Origin of the sequence: Streptomyces sp. DH12, from assembly GCF_020873895.1 — a bacterium.
In the GTDB taxonomy this organism is placed as follows: Bacteria; Actinomycetota; Actinomycetes; order Streptomycetales; family Streptomycetaceae; genus Streptomyces.
On record NZ_JAHWGT010000016.1, the window covers coordinates 1 to 15,864 of the forward strand.

Genomic DNA, 15,864 nt, shown 5'->3' on the forward strand with positions numbered 1-15,864 from the left:
GGGTACCACATCGCTGCGCGATGTGCGAGCGAACCACCGCGCTGCGCGCGGTGGTTGCGCTCCCGCTCCGCAGGAGCGCTGGTGGCCCGCTGCGCGGGCCACGCACCTCCTGCGCTGTGCTTCGGAGGTGACGGTCCGTCCACTGCGCTCCCGGACCGGTGCGCGCTGCTCCTGGCTTAGTAGGCCTCCGCTTCGCTTCGGCCCGGTTGGAACCGGGTCCGCTGCGCTCCTCCGTTCAACGGTCCTTCCGGCTGCGCCTCCAGGACCGTTGAGGCCCGCTGGCGCGGGCCGGGCTGGCTGCGAGGGTGGGGGTGTTCGTATGTGTAGGTTCCAATGTAGCGCGTGGGCTCAGGATGATGCAGCATGTAGGATTGGCGAAAAGTAGGTAGGGGTTGAGATGTCAATCGATGAGGGAATCCCCGAGAGGCTTACCCGTAGAGCACAGTACTTTATTGGGTGCCACGGCTACTGGACTGGTCGCGGTGATGTCGAGCAGTCCAGGGCTCTCTGGAGAGGGCACGGCACTCCTGAGGAGCAGATCGACCGGGTGGCGGCCTTCGAAGCTGTCTGGGGTGGCCTGGCCCTTCCCCCATCTCCTCACTACGACGGGGCCCTCGGGCGTTCCGCGGGGGCGTTCCCAAAGGGCCGGCCCCTGACTGGCTCTTCGAGGCCGGGGCGCAGCGTACGGCTCTTCCCTATGCGTTCGTGGTGGGGCCGAGCGGGGAGTTCGGGCTCGAGGCCGGGAAGTGGGTGCCCTTGCATGCGAGTGTCGAGGGGTGGGTGGAGGCCTTGGCGTTGGCGGATCACGCCCGTCGGTGTGCGCGTACGACCACGACGCTGACAGGCGCTGCCGTGGACGAGCTTGAGCTGGACGGGTTCGAGGTCGTGCCAGAGGTCGCCGGCCTTGCGGACACCTGGTGGCGCGGCACCGACTCTCTGATCGCCGTCTACCGCGGCGAAGCCGAAGTCATGGAATCACCGCGCTGCCAGACAGCCACCATCTACGCCGGACTGGACGCGTGGGGGCTCAGAGGACTCGACGACATCGGCACACCCTCGAAATAACCTCACGCCCCGGCAACCTGAAGCCCGTCCCGGAAAGGGAGTCCGAAAATGCAGGACATCTCACTCAGGAAACACCAGGTAGATCAGCGCTCCGCGTTTCGTAAGTGGGTGGGATTTCCTGCAAAGTCATCTGTGCCCCCGCAGGGTGCCCGGGGCACGATCGTGTCAGCGACCGGGTCGGGCAAGACGATCATGGCCGCCGCGTGCGCGCTGGAGAGCTTCGCGGACGGCCGGATCCTCGTGACCGTGCCGACCCTGGACCTGCTCGCCCAGACCGCCCAGGCGTGGCGGGCGGTGGGCCACCGGGCCCCGATGGTCGCGGTGTGCTCCCTGGAGAACGACCCCGTCCTGAACTCGCTGGGGGTGCGCACCACCACGAACCCGATCCAGCTCGCCCTGTGGGCCGGGCACGGGCCGATCGTCGTGTTCGCCACGTACGCCTCCCTGGTGGACCGCGAGGACCCAGACGACCCGACGGGCCGCCGGAAGGTCCGCGGGCCGCTGAAGGCCGCTCTGGCAGGCGGGAAGCGGCTCTACGGCCAGCGCATGGACGGCTTCGACCTCGCCATCGTGGACGAAGCCCACGGAACCGCCGGTGATCTTGGTCGTCCGTGGGCGGCGATCCACGACAACGCCCGCATCCCGGCCGACTTCCGGCTCTACCTGACCGCGACCCCGCGCATCCTCGCCTCTCCCCGGCCGCAGAAGGGCTCCGGCGGCCAGGAGGTGGAGCTCGCGACCATGGCCGACGACCCGGAGGGCACCTACGGCAGGTGGCTCGCGGAGCTTGGCCTGAGCGAGGCGATCGAGCGCGAAATCCTTGCCGGGTTCGAGATCGACGTGCTGGAGATCCGCGACCCCTCCCCCGTTCACGGGGAGTCGGAGGAGGCCCGGCGCGGCCGGCGCCTGGCGCTGCTGCAGACCGCGCTCCTGGAGCACGCCGCCGCGTACAACCTGCGCACCGTCATGACCTTCCACCAGAAGGTCGAAGAGGCCCGCGCGTTCGCGGAGAAGCTGCCCGAGACCGCGGCCGAGCTGTACGTCAACGACGCCACCGACGAGGACCTGGCCGCCGCCGACAAGCTCCCGAAGTCCTCCATCGACGCCGAGTTCTACGAGCTGGAGGCCGGCCGCCACGTACCCCCGGACCGGGTGTGGTCGGCGTGGCTGTGCGGCGACCACCTCGTGTCCGAACGCCGCGAAGTGCTGCGCCAGTTCGCAGGCGGCATCGACGCGGCCGGGCGCCGGGTCCACCGCGCGTTCCTCGCCAGCGTTCGCGTGCTCGGGGAAGGCGTCGACATCACCGGCGAACGGGGAGTCGACTCCATCTGCTTCGCCGACACCCGCGGCTCCCAGGTCGAGATCGTGCAGAACATCGGCCGCGCGCTCCGCCTCAACAAGGACGGCAGCACAAAGGTCGCCAGGATCATCGTGCCGGTCTTCCTGGAGCCCGACGAGGACCCCACCGACATGGTCGCCTCCGCCAGCTTCAAGCCGCTCGTCGCCGTACTCCAGGGCCTGCGCAGCCACGATGAGCGCCTGGTCGAACAGCTCGCTTCCCGGGCGCTCACGAGCGGCAAGCGCAAGGTGCACCTGCGCCGCGACGAGGACGGACGGATCGTCGGGGCCGGCGGCGCGGGCGGCGGCGAGGACCAGGAGGACGACGGCACCCAGGCCGCCGCCGAAGCGGCCCTGCTGCACTTCTCCAGCCCGCGCGACCCGGCGACCATCGCCGCGTTCCTCCGTACGCGGGTGTACCGGCCGGAGTCCCTGGTCTGGCTGGAGGGCTACCAAGCCCTCCTCCGGTGGCGGAAAGAGAACGAGATCACCGGCCTCTACGCCGTCCCCTACGACGTCGAGGTCGAAGTCGGGGCGACCAAGGCGTTTCCGCTCGGCCGATGGGTCCACCAGCAGCGCAAGGCCCTGCGGGCCGGGGAACTGGAGGAACGGCGCAAGACGCTGCTCGACGCCCCGGAAGCCGGGATGGTCTGGGAGCCCGGCGAGGAAGCATGGGAAAACAAGCTCGCTGCGCTGCGCTCCTACCGGCAGGCCACGGGACACCTCGCGCCGCGGCAGGACGCGGTCTGGGGCGAAGGCGAGGCAATGGTCCCGGTCGGCCAGCACATGGCCAACCTGCGCCGCAAGGGCGGCCTGGGCAAGGACGCAGAGCGGGCCGCCGTGCGCGCGAAGCAGCTGGCCGCGATCGATGAGGACTGGAACTGCCCCTGGCCCCTGGACTGGCAGCGCCACTACCGCCACCTCGCGGACCTGGTCGACGCCGACGGCAGCCTGCCGGCCATCGAACCCGGCGTGCTGTTCGAGGGCGATGATCTGGGCAAGTGGCTCCAGCGGCAGAAGCACCCGGGCACCTGGGCGCAGCTGTCAACCGAACAGCAGAAACGGCTGACCAAGCTGGGCATCAAGCCGCTGGAGACGCCCCACCCCGCCCCGGCAGCCAGGCGTGCGACGAAGGGCACGGGCAAGGCACAGCAGGCATTCCAACGCGGCCTGACGGCCCTGGCGCAGTGGATCGAGCGCGAAGGTGATCGGCCCGTACCACGCACCCACGCCGAGAAGATCGTGGTCGACGGCCAAGACGAACCAGTGACCATCAAACTCGGCATCTGGATCTCCAACACCAAGAGCCGCCGCGACAAACTCACGACGGAGCAGCAGGACGCCCTCCGGGAACTCGGCATGAAGTGGGCATAGAGCCCCGGCGCGGGGCGCCGATGGGTGCGTCACGGGGCCGTGGCTCTGGCCGTGTACCGATGCTGGACATGCCGGAGGAGAGCGTGGGTGTGGTCGGTCAGCGGCCGGTGCTGGTCCTCATCGATGACCAGCGCCATCAGGTAGTGATCGGGGCCACCTCGTACAACGTCGCGCGCCAGGGAGGCGCGAAGGTTGGGCCAGTAGCGGCCGTGGGCGAACCCTGACGCGGCTCGCCAGGCAGCGGTAACCTGCCGGGGCTTCAGGCCCATACCGGCGGCGGCCTCCGCTATCAGCTTTCCAGCTTCCGGCTTGGCGAGTCTGTCGTGGATGCCCAGCGACACGGCTAGGCCCTCGATCTCCTGGACGCGCTCCCGCCCCGTCTTGCCGCCAGGTCCCGGCACATGGTGGGTGTCCTCCTCGTGCTGAGCGCGGTTTCGCATATCCTCGCGCCACAGCCGCAGGCTCCGGCGCCGACGCTCGGTGCGGTCGTTGCCTCCCAGCAGCCAGGCCGCCGTAGCGAAGTTCTCCAGGGCGCCACGCATCAGCGTCCAAGGACTGGTGGGGTCCACCTCCCCGTGCAACACGATCCTGCGCAGCGCGTCCGCATGCGCCACCCCCGCCGTGAACGACGCCCGGATCAACGTCGACGCCGAGTAGGTGCCCAACGGCGCGTCGTCCGCGGCCAGACTGCTCGAGGGTTGCGCTGCCGGAAGCTGCCGGTACGCACCCTCGCCACGCAGACTCTCCACATCGGCAAACAGCGGCTGCAGGTACGCGAACTTGAACCCGGGCGGTGTCATGACCGGCACAGTAGAGCCGGCCACTGACACTCGAACGGGGCCGGAAGAGGACGCGGCAGGCCTGATCGGCACGCGAACGGCGGCTCGGCGATGGTCCCAGCTGGCGTGGGCTGGGCAGCAGCGAACCACGCTTACGCACGCCCGGCCCGACATCACTGTGCTCGACTCGCTCCCCGCAACGGCGCGGCGAGACGGCGGGCAGGCGGGTGCTCATCGCGCGGTACGACTACAGAGCCAGGTCCGGTACGCGCACGGCGCATGCCGTGTGGCCATTACCTGATGGGATGCTCATCGGTTGAGGGTGCATGTGGCAGCAAGGCTCCTGTGCGCACCCGGTGGTCGCTGATCCCTGGCGATACAGCGCCCGGTTCCTGGATCCATACGGTGGAGAACAACGGATGCCGTGGGGCGAAGCCGCTCGTGTCGTCCCTCTGGAGGAATGCGGTCCGGTACGCCCGTTTCCCCTGCGATCTGGCCGTCGTTTCGCCCCGGGCTGGTGGTGGTCGGCCACCACCGGGCGGCTGGTGCACTACGGGTCGGGTTGTCGGCTCCTGTCTTCCTAGGCGCGTCGCATCCCGGCGCTGGAGTGGTCGTTAGCCCGAGCATGAGCCTTCCCACACTGGTCCTCTCGCAGCGCATGGCGCGGGCACTGGCCGTGACAGCCGGTTCCGCCGCCCTGGTGGCCGCAGGAGCAGCCCCCGCGTCAGCCACCACCGTCATCGGCTTCGGCAACGCGGCAATCAGCAACGCCTGCACGAACATCGGTGCACCCATTGCCAGCGGCGCCACCGCCTCCGGCCCAGGAGCCGTCAACGCCCTACTGGCCGCAGCACCCATCGGCAGCCCGGCCAACCAGTGCGGCAACCTCGGCCTGCCAAGTGTCCTCCGCGAAGATCTCGGGGTGGACGTGGTCTCCACCTTGGATGGCGGGGAGGGCTGAGCGTCACAGTTGGGCGAGCGGCCGGGTCTTCTGCTTGGGCGGGCGGGGCGGCGGGCGACGGAGCCGTGCGGTGCGGCGGACCGTACGAGTGTGCGCGGGACATGGCGTGCTCCTCGTCCCCGGCCCGGCGCCGACGGACCTTCCCGCCTGGCCCCGCGACGGACCCCCACGAGGATGCCTCCGCGGACTGCTCGCCAAGCCCCCCCCCCGGCCCACGAGTTCCACCCTGACAAGGACACCGGACACCACCTGGACGCGGAGCAGCGCCGGGTGGCCACTGCGGCCAGGCCCACGGGCCGTGGGACGTGGTGGGGTGCCCCGGGCGGAAGAAGGCAGGCGACAAGTACGGTGTTCCCCGGGGACAGGACAGCCAGCCGCCTGACCTCGGGGACAGCCCAGGTTAGGAGTCACCTGACATGTTCCCCACCCGTTCTCCGCGTGCCGGCGCCGTCCGTCCGGCCGCGTCCGTCGTCGCCGCCCTGGCCATAGCGGTGGGCGCCCTGATGGCGCATCCGCCTGCCGCATCCGCCGCGGGTGTCGTCGACTGCGCCGCGACCCCCGCCTCCTGCGTCGAGGTGATCCGGAACACCACCGCCCCCACTGACATCGCGCTCGACGGCAGCGGCAAGGCGTACGTGACCACGACGCACGGCTACCTGTACCAATTCGACCTGGCCACCGGCGCCAGGACGGAACTGGCCAGCAGCCTGGGAGACGCTCCCGGTGTCGCCGTGGACGGACAGGGTCACGCCTACGTCATCACCCGGGGCGGGAAGCTGTACCAGATCGACGTCACCAACGGGGCCCGGAGGGTGATCAACCAGAAGCTCGGCGACGGGCTCAAGGTCGCACTCGACCACCAAGGGCACGCCTACACCACCGACTGGCACGGAAACCTCTGGAAGGTCACCCTCGACAACGGCTACGCCGTCAAGGTCGCTCAGGACCTGCGCCTCCCGGTCGGACTGGCGCTGGGCGGCAACCACGCCTACGTCTCCACCACCGGCGGCACACTGCACGAGATCCGTCTCGACAACGGAGCCGTCCGCCAACTGGCCAAGGACCTCGGGGACGCGACCGACCTGGAGATGACCGACGCCGGCACCGTGGTGGTCTCCACCCGCGCGGGCAACCTCTACGAGATCGACCCCCGCAACGGCTCGCAGCGCCACGCCGCCAAGAGCCTGGGCGACGCATTCGGCATGACCCTGGACCACCAGGGCAACGCCTACACCACCAGCTGGAATCAGGCAAAGGTCAACAAGGTCCTCAACGTGGTGCAGGCCACGCCGAAGGCACAGCTCACCAAGGTCGCCAACGTCCAGGGCAAGATCGGCGGGACCGCCAAGCCCGCCATCGACATCAAGAACACCGGCACCGCGACCATCGGCAAGCAGACGATCACCCTCACCCTGAGCCCGAACCTGAAGTTCCCGGCCCACCGCGAGGTGTACGTCGACCGCAGCGGCTCCGTACACAAGCACTCGTGCGCCGTCGCCAGCGACGGACGGTCCGCCACCTGCCCCAACGTGGAACTCGGCCTCGCCCCCGGCCAGACCGAGCGCGTCTGGACCGAAGTCGCCGTCCCCGCGGGCACCAAGCCCACCGACATCCCCCACGTCACCTTCAAGGTGGGCGACCTCGGCAGCGTCCAAGCCCACTTCAAGCTGCGGCGCTGATCCCTCACCACCCACGCCCGGCCCCGTTCCCGGCCGGCTGCCCCGAACCCACCGGCTCGGGGCAGCCGGCCTTCCGCCGGTAGTGAAAGCCGCGGGCTTCAGGCGCCGCGGTGGGGCAGGCCCGCCATGCTGCTCATCTGTCTCCGTCTCGTTTCCCACGGCTTCGGCGGAGAGCCGGCGGAGTCGGGTTTCGGTGGCGCCGGCGGCTTGGGCGTCGAGGAGGCGGGCGGCGTGCTGCGGGGGCAGGGCGAGGGTGAGGTGGCGGAGGCGTGCGTCCCGGTGCCGCCCGAGGCGGCGGTGAGCCCGAACCGGGCTCGGACATCGACCACCAGGCCCTCGGGGGTGGTGGCGGCCTCGCGGGCCCTGGCCCGGACCTGCGGGTGCCAGCGCTTGCGGACCTGGCGCGACCATGCGCGCCGCGAGGTCGGGGCGGGGGGCGTTTGATCTGGTCGCGGACGTAGCGCTCCACGGTGCGCTGGGAGACACCGAGAACTGGGCGGCCGATCAGGTCCGCTTCACCGGGGCGTGGGTCCGGGGCGGTGCTGGCCGTCAGGCCGTTGTCGTCCTGGTCCACGCCGTCACCGCGCCGCGCACCAGCTGGCGCATCATCCGCGCCCCGGCCGCCGAGACCCAAGCGCCGGCGCCCGTGCGCGATCCGGACTGGGTCGCCAACCGCACCCGAGCAGACAAGGGAGGCACCCCGTGAGCACTGAGCAGCACGACGCCGACGCGTACGGCCACGAACTGGCCCGCATCAGCCACCACCAGCACGAGGCCACGGCGGCGCGGTTCACGGTCTTCCAGGCCCTGGCCGCCGCCGGGATCGGACACGAGCAGGCCGACGACATCGTGGCGAAGCTGGAGGCCGGGGCGGTAGCCGGCGCCCACACCTGGATCTCCGAGCCCCCCCCCCCCCCCCCCGCACGGGTCCGAGTCGCGGTTCGAGGACGGCTGGTTCGCCGGGGTCCGCGACGTCGCCAGCTACCTGCTGCGCATCGCCGACACCACCGCCACCACAGGGCGCGGGCGCGCCGCCTACAGCGCCATGCTGCTCGCCCACCTCTCGCAGCCGACCTCCCCCGCCCCGGAGGACAGCGCCGAGCGGGCGGGACGGCGGCACGGGCGGCGGACCGGCGGCGCGCGGCCGAGGGAAGCGACGGTGGGACGCAGGGACAGCGGGACGGCGCGACGGCGGCACGGGCGGCGGACCGGAGGGCCGAACGGCGGGCGGCACAGCGGTGAGCGCCCGCAACGGCCCGGCGGCGCCGCGGGACGGGCGCCAGCAGCATGGCAACGGGACCGTGACGGCGCGGCGCCAGTGGCACGGCCGAGGCACGGGCAGCGGCAGGGTGCCGGCGCGGCGGCCCGGCAGCGGCAGAACAGCAGCGGGGGCGCCAACAGCAAGGACGGCGCCGCGGCGGGACGGAGCCGCCGCGGAGGGACGGCCACGGCCGACGTGAGGCCGTGGCAGCGCCGCGGCAGCACGGCGTCGTGGGGGACGGCGGCGCCGCGGGGCGGCACGCCGGGATGCCGGCACGCCGGGCGCGGCGGGCGCCGCTGCGGCGCGGCGACGGGCAGGCGGCGGCCGGCACCGCGGCGGGACGGCGGCAGGGCGGTGGACAGCGCCAAGCAGCGGCGCGGGCGGCAGCGGCATAGCGGCGGGGCGCCACAGCAGGACGCGGAGACGGTGGTGGCCCGGGCGACGCGGCGGCGGGACGGCCGACGGACAGGCGCACAGCGCCGAGCAGGCGGGACAGCGGCCCAGGCGGCGGACCGGCGGCGCCCGGCCGAAGGAGGTGACGATGGGACACCGGGACCCCGGCCACACGGCGGGGTCCCGGGGCGGCGCAGGCGGCGGAGGCTTACGAAACCCGGGGCTCGCGGCAGCACCACGGCGGTGACCCGGCCGGCCGCAGCAGCGTCGGGAGACCGGACGGCGAGACAGCGACCGCCGCGCGGACGGGCGCAGCGCCCAACGGACAGGCGGCGGTTGGCTTCCTCGAGGACGACGTCGGCGAGGGCGCTGAGTGGTCTTCGGGCAGCAGATTGGCGGCACGGCGGACGTCGGCGGCGACGGCGCGGGCGGTGTCGGTGAGCAGCAGGACGATCTGGTGGAGGTCCGCAGGCGGCAGGCCGGGGTTGCCGGTCCATCCGAGGACGTCTTTGACCAGAGCGTTGTGGAGCTCCCGGTCGAGGGGGAGTTCCGCTTCGAGGTGCCCTTCAGGATCGTGGAGGACCAGGTGTGTACTGCTCATCGGGGCCTCGCCGGGTCGGTGGTCGCGGGTGGCACGGTCTCGTTCCGTTGGACGGCGCACGGTCGGCGCGACGGGGCGGCGGGGCGGCCACGGCGACGGGATAGCGGCTGCCCGACGACGCGCGGCGAGCGGGCAGGAGGCACGGCCGGGGCGCAGCAGCCGCGTGGTGGGAAGCGGGACGGCAGGACGACGGCACGTGGCAGACGGGCGGCGTGCGGTCGGCACGGCGAGGCAGCGGAGCAGCAGCGCAACGGGCGCCGGCTGCACGCCGACCGCGGTGCACCTCGGCACCTGCGGCATGGGCCGGAAGGCCCCCGGGGCGACGGAGGACGCGGCGCGCCGGGCGCTGGCGGAAGGGGTGCCGGCGTGTCCGGTGTGTCGGCCGGACACCGAACTCGGCGTCCTGGACGCCGGGTAGAGCCCGCCCGAACCGAAGGAGAGCAGCGGCGGGGCAGCGGAACGGCGGAGCAGTGGCGGGACGGCGGCGGCGCGGGCCGGAGCGCAGCAGCCACGCGGCGGGACGGCGCACGGCCGGCGCGACGGGGACCAGGCAGGCTGCCGCGCAGGCGGGTAGGCAGACGGCGCCGCCTGGCGCGGCTGGGAACCGGGCGGCGGCACCCAGGGGCGGTGGATGGCTTGCACGGGCCGGACCGGCAGGCCGATGGCGCAGTGACAGCACAGCGGCACGGCGCCGGTAGACAGCGGTGGCGGGGCAAGAGCGGCAGCGGCCGAGGGGCGGCAGCATCAGGCGGCGGCAGTGCGGCTCGCCGTCCGCTACGAGGCGACCGTGCTAATCACAGCCCTTAAGTGGCTGTGACGGGCGCTCTGCTGGGACCATGCACCGGTGAACTCAGGACTCCCCGCCGGGTGGACCATCGAGCGCGTGCGCGCTCTCTCCGGAGACCCAAGCGCCGTCCCGCTCTCCTCCGATCGACTCGTAGTCCTCGAGGCAGCCGGTCAGGGCGATTACGAGCCGCTCCGGCCGGAAGTGTTCTTGCGTTCCACGAGTTGTGCCTCGTGGAAGACGACGGTGAGTGGTTCATGGGGCAGCTCGATGATGACGGCACGGTGATCTGCTGGGCCTCCTACGGACCCGACCTGGTCGAGGCCATCCGCAGTCTCTGAACGACACCCCGCATCTTCAGCCTCTTCTCAACAGCCCCTGGAAGCGCCGTTCAGGGCCGACCCACAGCCGTCCGGCGGCGCACGGCGGGACTCTGCCGCGGAACCGCATCAGGGCCGCGTCAGGTCGGCCGGGCCGCGTCGGGTGGCTGCCGGAAAGCCGGTGGCGGGACATCAGGGAACGGTGCAGGCGAGCGGAAGCGGGCGACACCGCGAGCGGGCAGCGGCCACGACACGGCGGCAGCCAAGACCGGCCGGGAGCAGCGACGGCGCGGCGCGGCGGCCGGACAACGCGCGAGCGCGGCGGGCCCGGGGAAAGCCGGGCAGCGGACAACGTCGGACCCAGCCACGCAACGACACCGGCACCGGGCGACGCGCCGCTAGCCGGTGGCCGCTAGGCGGGGTGCCCGGCGGGAAAGCGGCGGCGGCACGGCGGGGCCCCGGGACGGCGGCAGTGCGGCGGGGGCTTGCGAAGCCGGGGCCTGCGGCAGCGCCACGACTGTCACCGACCGGCCGCAGCAAAGTCGGGACGGGACGGGCGCCAGCCACACAGCGGCCGGCATGAGGCCGCGACGGCGCCCCGGCGGCCCGGCGGCGCCGCAGCGGGGGCGGACGGCGGCGCCGCGGCCGGGCGGCTGCAGCGGCCTGGCGGCGGCGCGGGCGGAAGCGGCATGGCGGCGGGAGCGCCACAGCAGGACGCGGAGACGGTGGCGGCCCGGGCGACGCGGCGGCGGCGGGACGGCCGATGGACAGGCGCACAGCGCCGAGCGGGCGGGACAGCGGCCCAGGCTAGAAGCGGCAGCTCATCCCGGGGCGGGCGTACGGGGTTCGCCGGGGCGCGGGTCGTACAGGGTGCGGCCGCCGGGCCACCGGGAGAGCTCGGTGGCCAGGGCGACGCCGTCGTCGACTTCCTCGGTTTGCCACTCGTGGATGTCCACCAGCAGACCGTCCAGCGGGCCGCCGACCAGTTCGGCGTAGGTCCGGTGCGGGAGCGGGCCGGGGTGGGGGTCGTCGTGCTCCGCGCCGTAGACGCGGCCGTTCAGCAGCTGCTCGCCACCGTATATCCGATCAGCTTTCCAGCCGCTACCGACAACCGGGGGAGAGCCCGGCGGGCCCGGCCTGGGTGGAGGCCGGGCCCACTGTGCTCACCGCGGGCTGGGCGCTGCGGTCAGCACCCGCCGGTCCTCACCGCGGCCGACGATCCGCCACACCGGCCGGTCGGCCCCGTCATGGGTGAGCCGGTGAAGGGTCGTCGTCGCCACGGTGATCCGCCAGATCGGCCGGGCGCGGTCGTGGAAGGCGGCCTCCCTCGTTTCCGCGGCCGCGCGGCGCTTGGCCGGGGCGAAGACGAACAGCAGCAGCGGGAAGGGCCGCTCCAGTGACGGACCGGCGTAGGTCTCCTGCCAGTGGTTGCGCGGGGGGCGGGCGGCGTTGCCGCGCCCGGACGCAGGGGCGTTGCGGTAGGCGTCGTAACGCTCCAGCTTGGCGAGCAGGCCAGCGTAGGACATGGTGCGGTCGATCTCCACGAACGCGCTGGAGCCGTTGGCCAGGAGCACCACGCCGTCGGGCACCAGGCTCCCGGCCGGAGTGGGGTGGGCGACTTCCACCCGCCAGTCGGCGTGATCGGCCACCTCCGCCTGGTGGAAGGCGATGACGGTCTCGACCAAGGCGAGGCCGTGCTCCCGAAGGCCCGTCTTGCTGGCCGCGATGCGCTTGCCCGTCGTGCGGCCGACCGGCGACGCGAGCTCACCGGAGGCGGCGGCTTCGGCAAGGCCCGCCGGGGTGCAGTACCAGTAGCTCTGCTGGGCACGGTGGGTCCGGCCGACCAGGGCCGGGGATTCAGCGAGCAGATTGCGCAGCGCGCGGCGGACATGATCGGTGTCCTGCTGGTGCGGCAGCAGCAGCGCCTTCAGCTGGCGCGGTGTGGCCAGGCGCAGCCGGGCGAGGGTGAGCAGGACCTCGCCACAGAGGTCCGCGCCCGCCTTCGTCGCCACGGCCTTCCGGGGCCGGGACGCTTCTCCAGGTACATCAGTACTTGGAGAAGAGGAGTTGCAACCGGCCGGGGCCGGCGAATCGGGGGTCTGATCAGCAACAACCGTCAGACGACGGCTGGAGGCTGCGGGGCTGGGAGCGGGGCTTGTCGCAGGGCTCGGAGCGGGGCTTGCCGTCGCAGCGGTGTCCGCCGGAGCCGGCGGGGTGTGCGGGTCGGGTGCGGTGGTCATCGCGTCCTCGGGTTTCTCCGGCCGCACGCGGCCGGGTCAGCGGTCGTCCGGCCCGCGCGCGGATCTGCGCACGGGCCGAAGCCACCGTGAGGAAGCACCCCTTGACCGCGGTCTGACGGCCACCGACAACAAGCGCCCGACTCCTCCTTGACCACCCCTTGCAGTCCTAGTTTGTCCGTGACCGGAGTCACGCCCGCACCGCGTCCCGGAGCGCGGATTCTGCCCACAGGGCCGGGCGCGCACCGTAGGGCGACCGGCCGGACGCACCAGGCATCCGGCCAGCGAACAGCAACGAGCCGTCATGGGAACAACGTCGCCGAAGCCCCAGCTCGCCCCGGAGCAGATCCGGCGGGCCGCCGACTACGTGGAGCTGGTCTGGCAGGAGCAGGGCAGCGAGGCAGAGAAGGCCGCGCTGAAGGCCGGTCACGCTTTGCGGGTGCCGTCGTCGGTGCAGGGCAGGCGACCGGTGCCGTACGCGGCGGTGTAGTCCTCGGTGATGTCGCTCTCGACGGTGCTGATGGCCGTGGGAGCGATGTGGATGGCGCCGGTGAAGGGCCGCTCAACGTCCCTGATGACCAGCAGGACCGTGGTCAGCAGTGCGGTCAGGACCACCAGGCCGCCGGTGACCAGGGCGGTGTTCTGGCGGGGCAGGCACAGCGCGAGGGTGACGATGAGGAAGGCGAGCGCGGCGAGCATCAGCCAGTACACCGCGTTCGGGATGGCCGGGGTGGACTCGGCGATACGGGTCTGGCGCGCGGCGGAGCGTTCCTTGTCGGCGGCGACCAGCATCCCGAAGGCCGGCGCGTCGGAGCCCATCTGCTTCAGGCCGGCGCGGAAGTCGGTGGTCCATCTGCTGGGCTCGCTCGCGCCGTGTCCGTCGGCCATGGCCGGCCACTCATAGGCCCGTACGGCTCGGGCGTAGCAGACGACATCGCCCTGGAGGCGCCGGCGCTGGGCGGCAGGGGCGTAGTCGGCCACCTCGAACATGTGGTCCACCACGCCGGCTTCGTTGCGTGCCGCCTCATCGGCCTTGCCGTTCGAGGTCGAGGCGGTGACGAGGACGAAGGCCAGGACGAACACGGTCAGCGTTTGCAGCGGCAGGACGAAATCCCGCACGGTCAGCGACGGTGTCTCGGTCGCTTCGATGCGACTGCGGAGCACCCAGTGCCCCACCACTCCCAGGACCAAGGCGAGGATGGCGACGACGATCGTGATGACCATGGTGGCGATCATGGGCAGCGGGCTTGCCGTACGGTCCGACCGCCGCAGCCATTCTCGGAACGATCACCCGTGTGGCGTACACGGCCCGGTCCCCGGATCGCCGAAGCACGCTGCAGGCGGCGAAGGACATATCCCGGCCACGCGCTCACGCCCGACGCTGCCCGGAAGGGTCCGTTGAGACACACACCGACCGGCATCGCGGACCGACGAGAGGACGACGCGGAGCGGTGCACGCGACCGGCGGCGCGGCGGCGGCGCGGAGCACCGTTCCAGCCCTGGGCAAGAAGGCCGGAGAGCGGCCGTGCCCGGGACGCGGAGCGGCCCCCACAGACACGCCTCCCGGCAGCACAGCGGCGGTCTCTCTCCCCCGGACAGGAGGAAGGGCACACCCTCGGTCGACTGCGGGCGCTCCGCCCCCGGCGCCCCCGGGACCGCCCGACGCCGGGCCGGAACGGCTACGACTCGCGCGCGCCGCCACTCCCGAGGACCCGCCCGGCCAGGGCCGGTTCCGGTGCCGGATGCACCGAGCCCCCGCGGGCCCGCAGCTCCTGAAGATCCCCGGCTGGGTGCGGACAAGCTCGCCGTCCTGGCCGGCCTCGGACTGGACTGGGCGGCGGAGGAGGCCACGGCGGAGTGACGTGGCCATGCGCTCCGCCTCGGGGAGCATAGCCATGAGCGCTGAGAACGATCATGGCCAGCCGAGTAAAGGCCGAGGTGGGTGACCCGGGCACTTGATGGTCGTTGCTGGGACATGACCATGCGTACGGCTCTCACCGTGTTCACTCTCTCCGTCGCAGCAGCGATAACCTCTCTGACCGCAGCTGCACCAGCGTCCGCAGGAGGCATCGGTGACTTCCTGTCGCCGGCCTTCGGGAACTGGCTGCACCAACCATCACGGCACCCACGCTGAGGGGGTCACCACCCACGGCACCGGAGCAGCCAACGGCAACCTCGCCGGGCTGCCAACCGGAAGCCCGCTCAACCAATGCGGTGGCGCCGATCTGATGCCAAGCGGCCTCTTGGGCCCTGTAAGCCCAGATAGCTTGCCCACCCACGCAGTCACAGGCCTGGGCGTCGGCATGGAAAACCTGACCGCCACCGGAGGCGCGCAACACGTCCTCGGCATACTGACCGGCGGCAAGCTGACCGGCGGCTGAAGGCCGCTCACCGGCCATGCCCCTACCGCGGGGGAGGATGTCCTCGCCGCGGCAACGGCGGCGGCCTCCACCGCCCGGCACCGTCTGGGTCTGCCGGCGGGCACCGAGCCTGAGCCGACCGCCGCAGGCGCGGTCCCGTCCCCGCCCACAGGACGCGGCCCCCGCCGACGCGGCCTGGGCCCCCGGGTTGCCCTGGCGACGAGGCTATTCGGCCCAACCGGGGTGTCCTTCGACCGGGTGACGGGGGCGGCCAGGCGGAGTGCGGCCTGCCGCGGTGGGGACCCGGACGGTCCGTTTCCGCAGAAATTGAGGAGAAGGTCATGCTCCGACTGGCCTATGGGATGGCCACGGCCGCGGTGATCGCCGCGGGCGGTGTCCTACTTCCCGCCGTCTCCACGGCCACCGCCGCACCGTCCCCGCGTGTCACCGAGGCCCACGCCGTGCCGTGCATAGTCCCGCCTTCGCTTGCCCCACCCTGGGGGGTCCCCCCCGGCTGCAACCCCAGCGAGCGGCCCAGTTGAGGTGAACGCCTGACACCCGGCACCGCCAGGACCGTCACGGCAGCGCCCCCGCCTTCCCCAACAGGAGATCGGGGGCGCTGCGCGTTCGCGCTCGGCCTCACGCGGTAGGGATCCGCGCCGGACCCGACGTCTTGGGCTGCGGCCGGGCTGTTCGGTCCAGCCGGGTCGCT

13 protein-coding genes and 1 pseudogene are annotated in these 15,864 nt (G+C 72.4%); 7 read left to right on the forward strand and 7 right to left on the reverse strand.

The features are described from left to right. Positions 1-852: 852 nt before the first annotated feature. Both LPA54_RS16440 and LPA54_RS16445 read left to right on the forward strand, forming a co-directional pair. Positions 853-1,065 carry a hypothetical protein gene (locus LPA54_RS16440; RefSeq protein WP_228978336.1) on the forward strand — a complete coding sequence of 71 codons (213 nt, stop codon included), beginning with the start codon at positions 853-855 and terminating at the stop codon, positions 1,063-1,065. A 48-nt stretch (positions 1,066-1,113) separates the two neighbouring features. Beyond that, complete coding sequence (locus LPA54_RS16445) at positions 1,114-3,777, forward strand: DEAD/DEAH box helicase (protein WP_228978338.1); 2,664 nt, start codon at positions 1,114-1,116, stop codon at positions 3,775-3,777. A gap of 29 nt (positions 3,778-3,806) precedes the next feature. Here LPA54_RS16445 and LPA54_RS16450 read toward each other — a convergent pair whose 3' ends face one another. Further along, positions 3,807-4,577 (reverse strand): hypothetical protein, encoded by a 771-nt coding sequence (locus LPA54_RS16450; protein ID WP_228978340.1) that lies wholly within the window; start codon positions 4,575-4,577, stop codon positions 3,807-3,809. A 604-nt stretch (positions 4,578-5,181) separates the two neighbouring features. On the opposite strand from LPA54_RS16450, the gene LPA54_RS16455 reads away from it, so the two are divergent. Continuing rightward, positions 5,182-5,517 (forward strand): hypothetical protein, encoded by a 336-nt coding sequence (locus LPA54_RS16455; protein ID WP_228978342.1) that lies wholly within the window; start codon positions 5,182-5,184, stop codon positions 5,515-5,517. 416 nt (positions 5,518-5,933) lie between these two features. Continuing rightward, positions 5,934-7,196 carry a PQQ-binding-like beta-propeller repeat protein gene (locus LPA54_RS16460; protein WP_228978344.1) on the forward strand — a complete coding sequence of 421 codons (1,263 nt, stop codon included), beginning with the start codon at positions 5,934-5,936 and terminating at the stop codon, positions 7,194-7,196. A gap of 159 nt (positions 7,197-7,355) precedes the next feature. Here the strand turns inward: LPA54_RS16460 and LPA54_RS16465 are convergent. From LPA54_RS16465 to LPA54_RS16475, 3 genes and pseudogenes are all read right to left on the reverse strand, one after another. After that, positions 7,356-7,749 (reverse strand): annotated as a pseudogene (locus LPA54_RS16465) (hypothetical protein); the annotation flags it as partial. Continuing rightward, complete coding sequence (locus LPA54_RS16470; RefSeq protein WP_228978345.1) at positions 7,746-8,084, reverse strand: hypothetical protein; 339 nt, start codon at positions 8,082-8,084, stop codon at positions 7,746-7,748. The pseudogene LPA54_RS16465 and the gene LPA54_RS16470, both read right to left, overlap by 4 nt. A gap of 974 nt (positions 8,085-9,058) precedes the next feature. Continuing rightward, positions 9,059-9,451, reverse strand: coding sequence for a hypothetical protein (locus LPA54_RS16475; RefSeq protein ID WP_228978347.1), 393 nt, complete (start codon positions 9,449-9,451; stop codon positions 9,059-9,061). 196 nt (positions 9,452-9,647) lie between these two features. Between LPA54_RS16475 and LPA54_RS42870 the strand changes: the two genes are divergently transcribed. Further along, complete coding sequence (locus LPA54_RS42870) at positions 9,648-9,869, forward strand: DUF6233 domain-containing protein (RefSeq protein WP_308112862.1); 222 nt, start codon at positions 9,648-9,650, stop codon at positions 9,867-9,869. Positions 9,870-11,376: 1,507 nt separating this feature from the next. On the opposite strand, the gene LPA54_RS16485 is transcribed toward LPA54_RS42870, so the two are convergent. After that, positions 11,377-11,637, reverse strand: coding sequence for a hypothetical protein (locus LPA54_RS16485; RefSeq protein ID WP_228978617.1), 261 nt, complete (start codon positions 11,635-11,637; stop codon positions 11,377-11,379). An 81-nt stretch (positions 11,638-11,718) separates the two neighbouring features. Next, positions 11,719-12,567: a replication-relaxation family protein gene (locus LPA54_RS16490; RefSeq protein WP_228978349.1), complete on the reverse strand. Its 849-nt coding sequence runs from the start codon at positions 12,565-12,567 to the stop codon at positions 11,719-11,721. A gap of 529 nt (positions 12,568-13,096) precedes the next feature. Here LPA54_RS16490 and LPA54_RS16495 point away from each other — a divergent pair. After that, a complete protein-coding gene (locus LPA54_RS16495) occupies positions 13,097-13,282 on the forward strand; it encodes a hypothetical protein (RefSeq protein ID WP_228978351.1) in 186 nt (61 codons plus the stop codon). Here LPA54_RS16495 and LPA54_RS16500 read toward each other — a convergent pair. After that, positions 13,219-14,016 (reverse strand): hypothetical protein, encoded by a 798-nt coding sequence (locus tag LPA54_RS16500; RefSeq protein ID WP_228978353.1) that lies wholly within the window; start codon positions 14,014-14,016, stop codon positions 13,219-13,221. The genes LPA54_RS16495 and LPA54_RS16500 overlap by 64 nt on opposite strands. 848 nt (positions 14,017-14,864) lie before the next feature. Between LPA54_RS16500 and LPA54_RS43025 the strand changes: the two genes are divergently transcribed. After that, positions 14,865-15,173, forward strand: coding sequence for a chaplin family protein (locus LPA54_RS43025; protein ID WP_368857866.1), 309 nt, complete (start codon positions 14,865-14,867; stop codon positions 15,171-15,173). Positions 15,174-15,864: the final 691 nt, after the last annotated feature.

Coding starts and splice junctions, on each gene's coding strand:
- LPA54_RS16450 (WP_228978340.1), bottom strand. CDS start 4,577: ATGACACCGCCCGGGTTCAAGTTCGCGTACCTGCAGCCGCTGTTTGCC.
- LPA54_RS16495 (WP_228978351.1), top strand. CDS start 13,097: ATGGGAACAACGTCGCCGAAGCCCCAGCTCGCCCCGGAGCAGATCCGG.
- LPA54_RS16445 (WP_228978338.1), top strand. CDS start 1,114: ATGCAGGACATCTCACTCAGGAAACACCAGGTAGATCAGCGCTCCGCG.
- LPA54_RS16500 (WP_228978353.1), bottom strand. CDS start 14,016: ATGGTCATCACGATCGTCGTCGCCATCCTCGCCTTGGTCCTGGGAGTG.
- LPA54_RS16455 (WP_228978342.1), top strand. CDS start 5,182: ATGAGCCTTCCCACACTGGTCCTCTCGCAGCGCATGGCGCGGGCACTG.
- LPA54_RS16475 (WP_228978347.1), bottom strand. CDS start 9,451: ATGAGCAGTACACACCTGGTCCTCCACGATCCTGAAGGGCACCTCGAA.
- LPA54_RS16460 (WP_228978344.1), top strand. CDS start 5,934: ATGTTCCCCACCCGTTCTCCGCGTGCCGGCGCCGTCCGTCCGGCCGCG.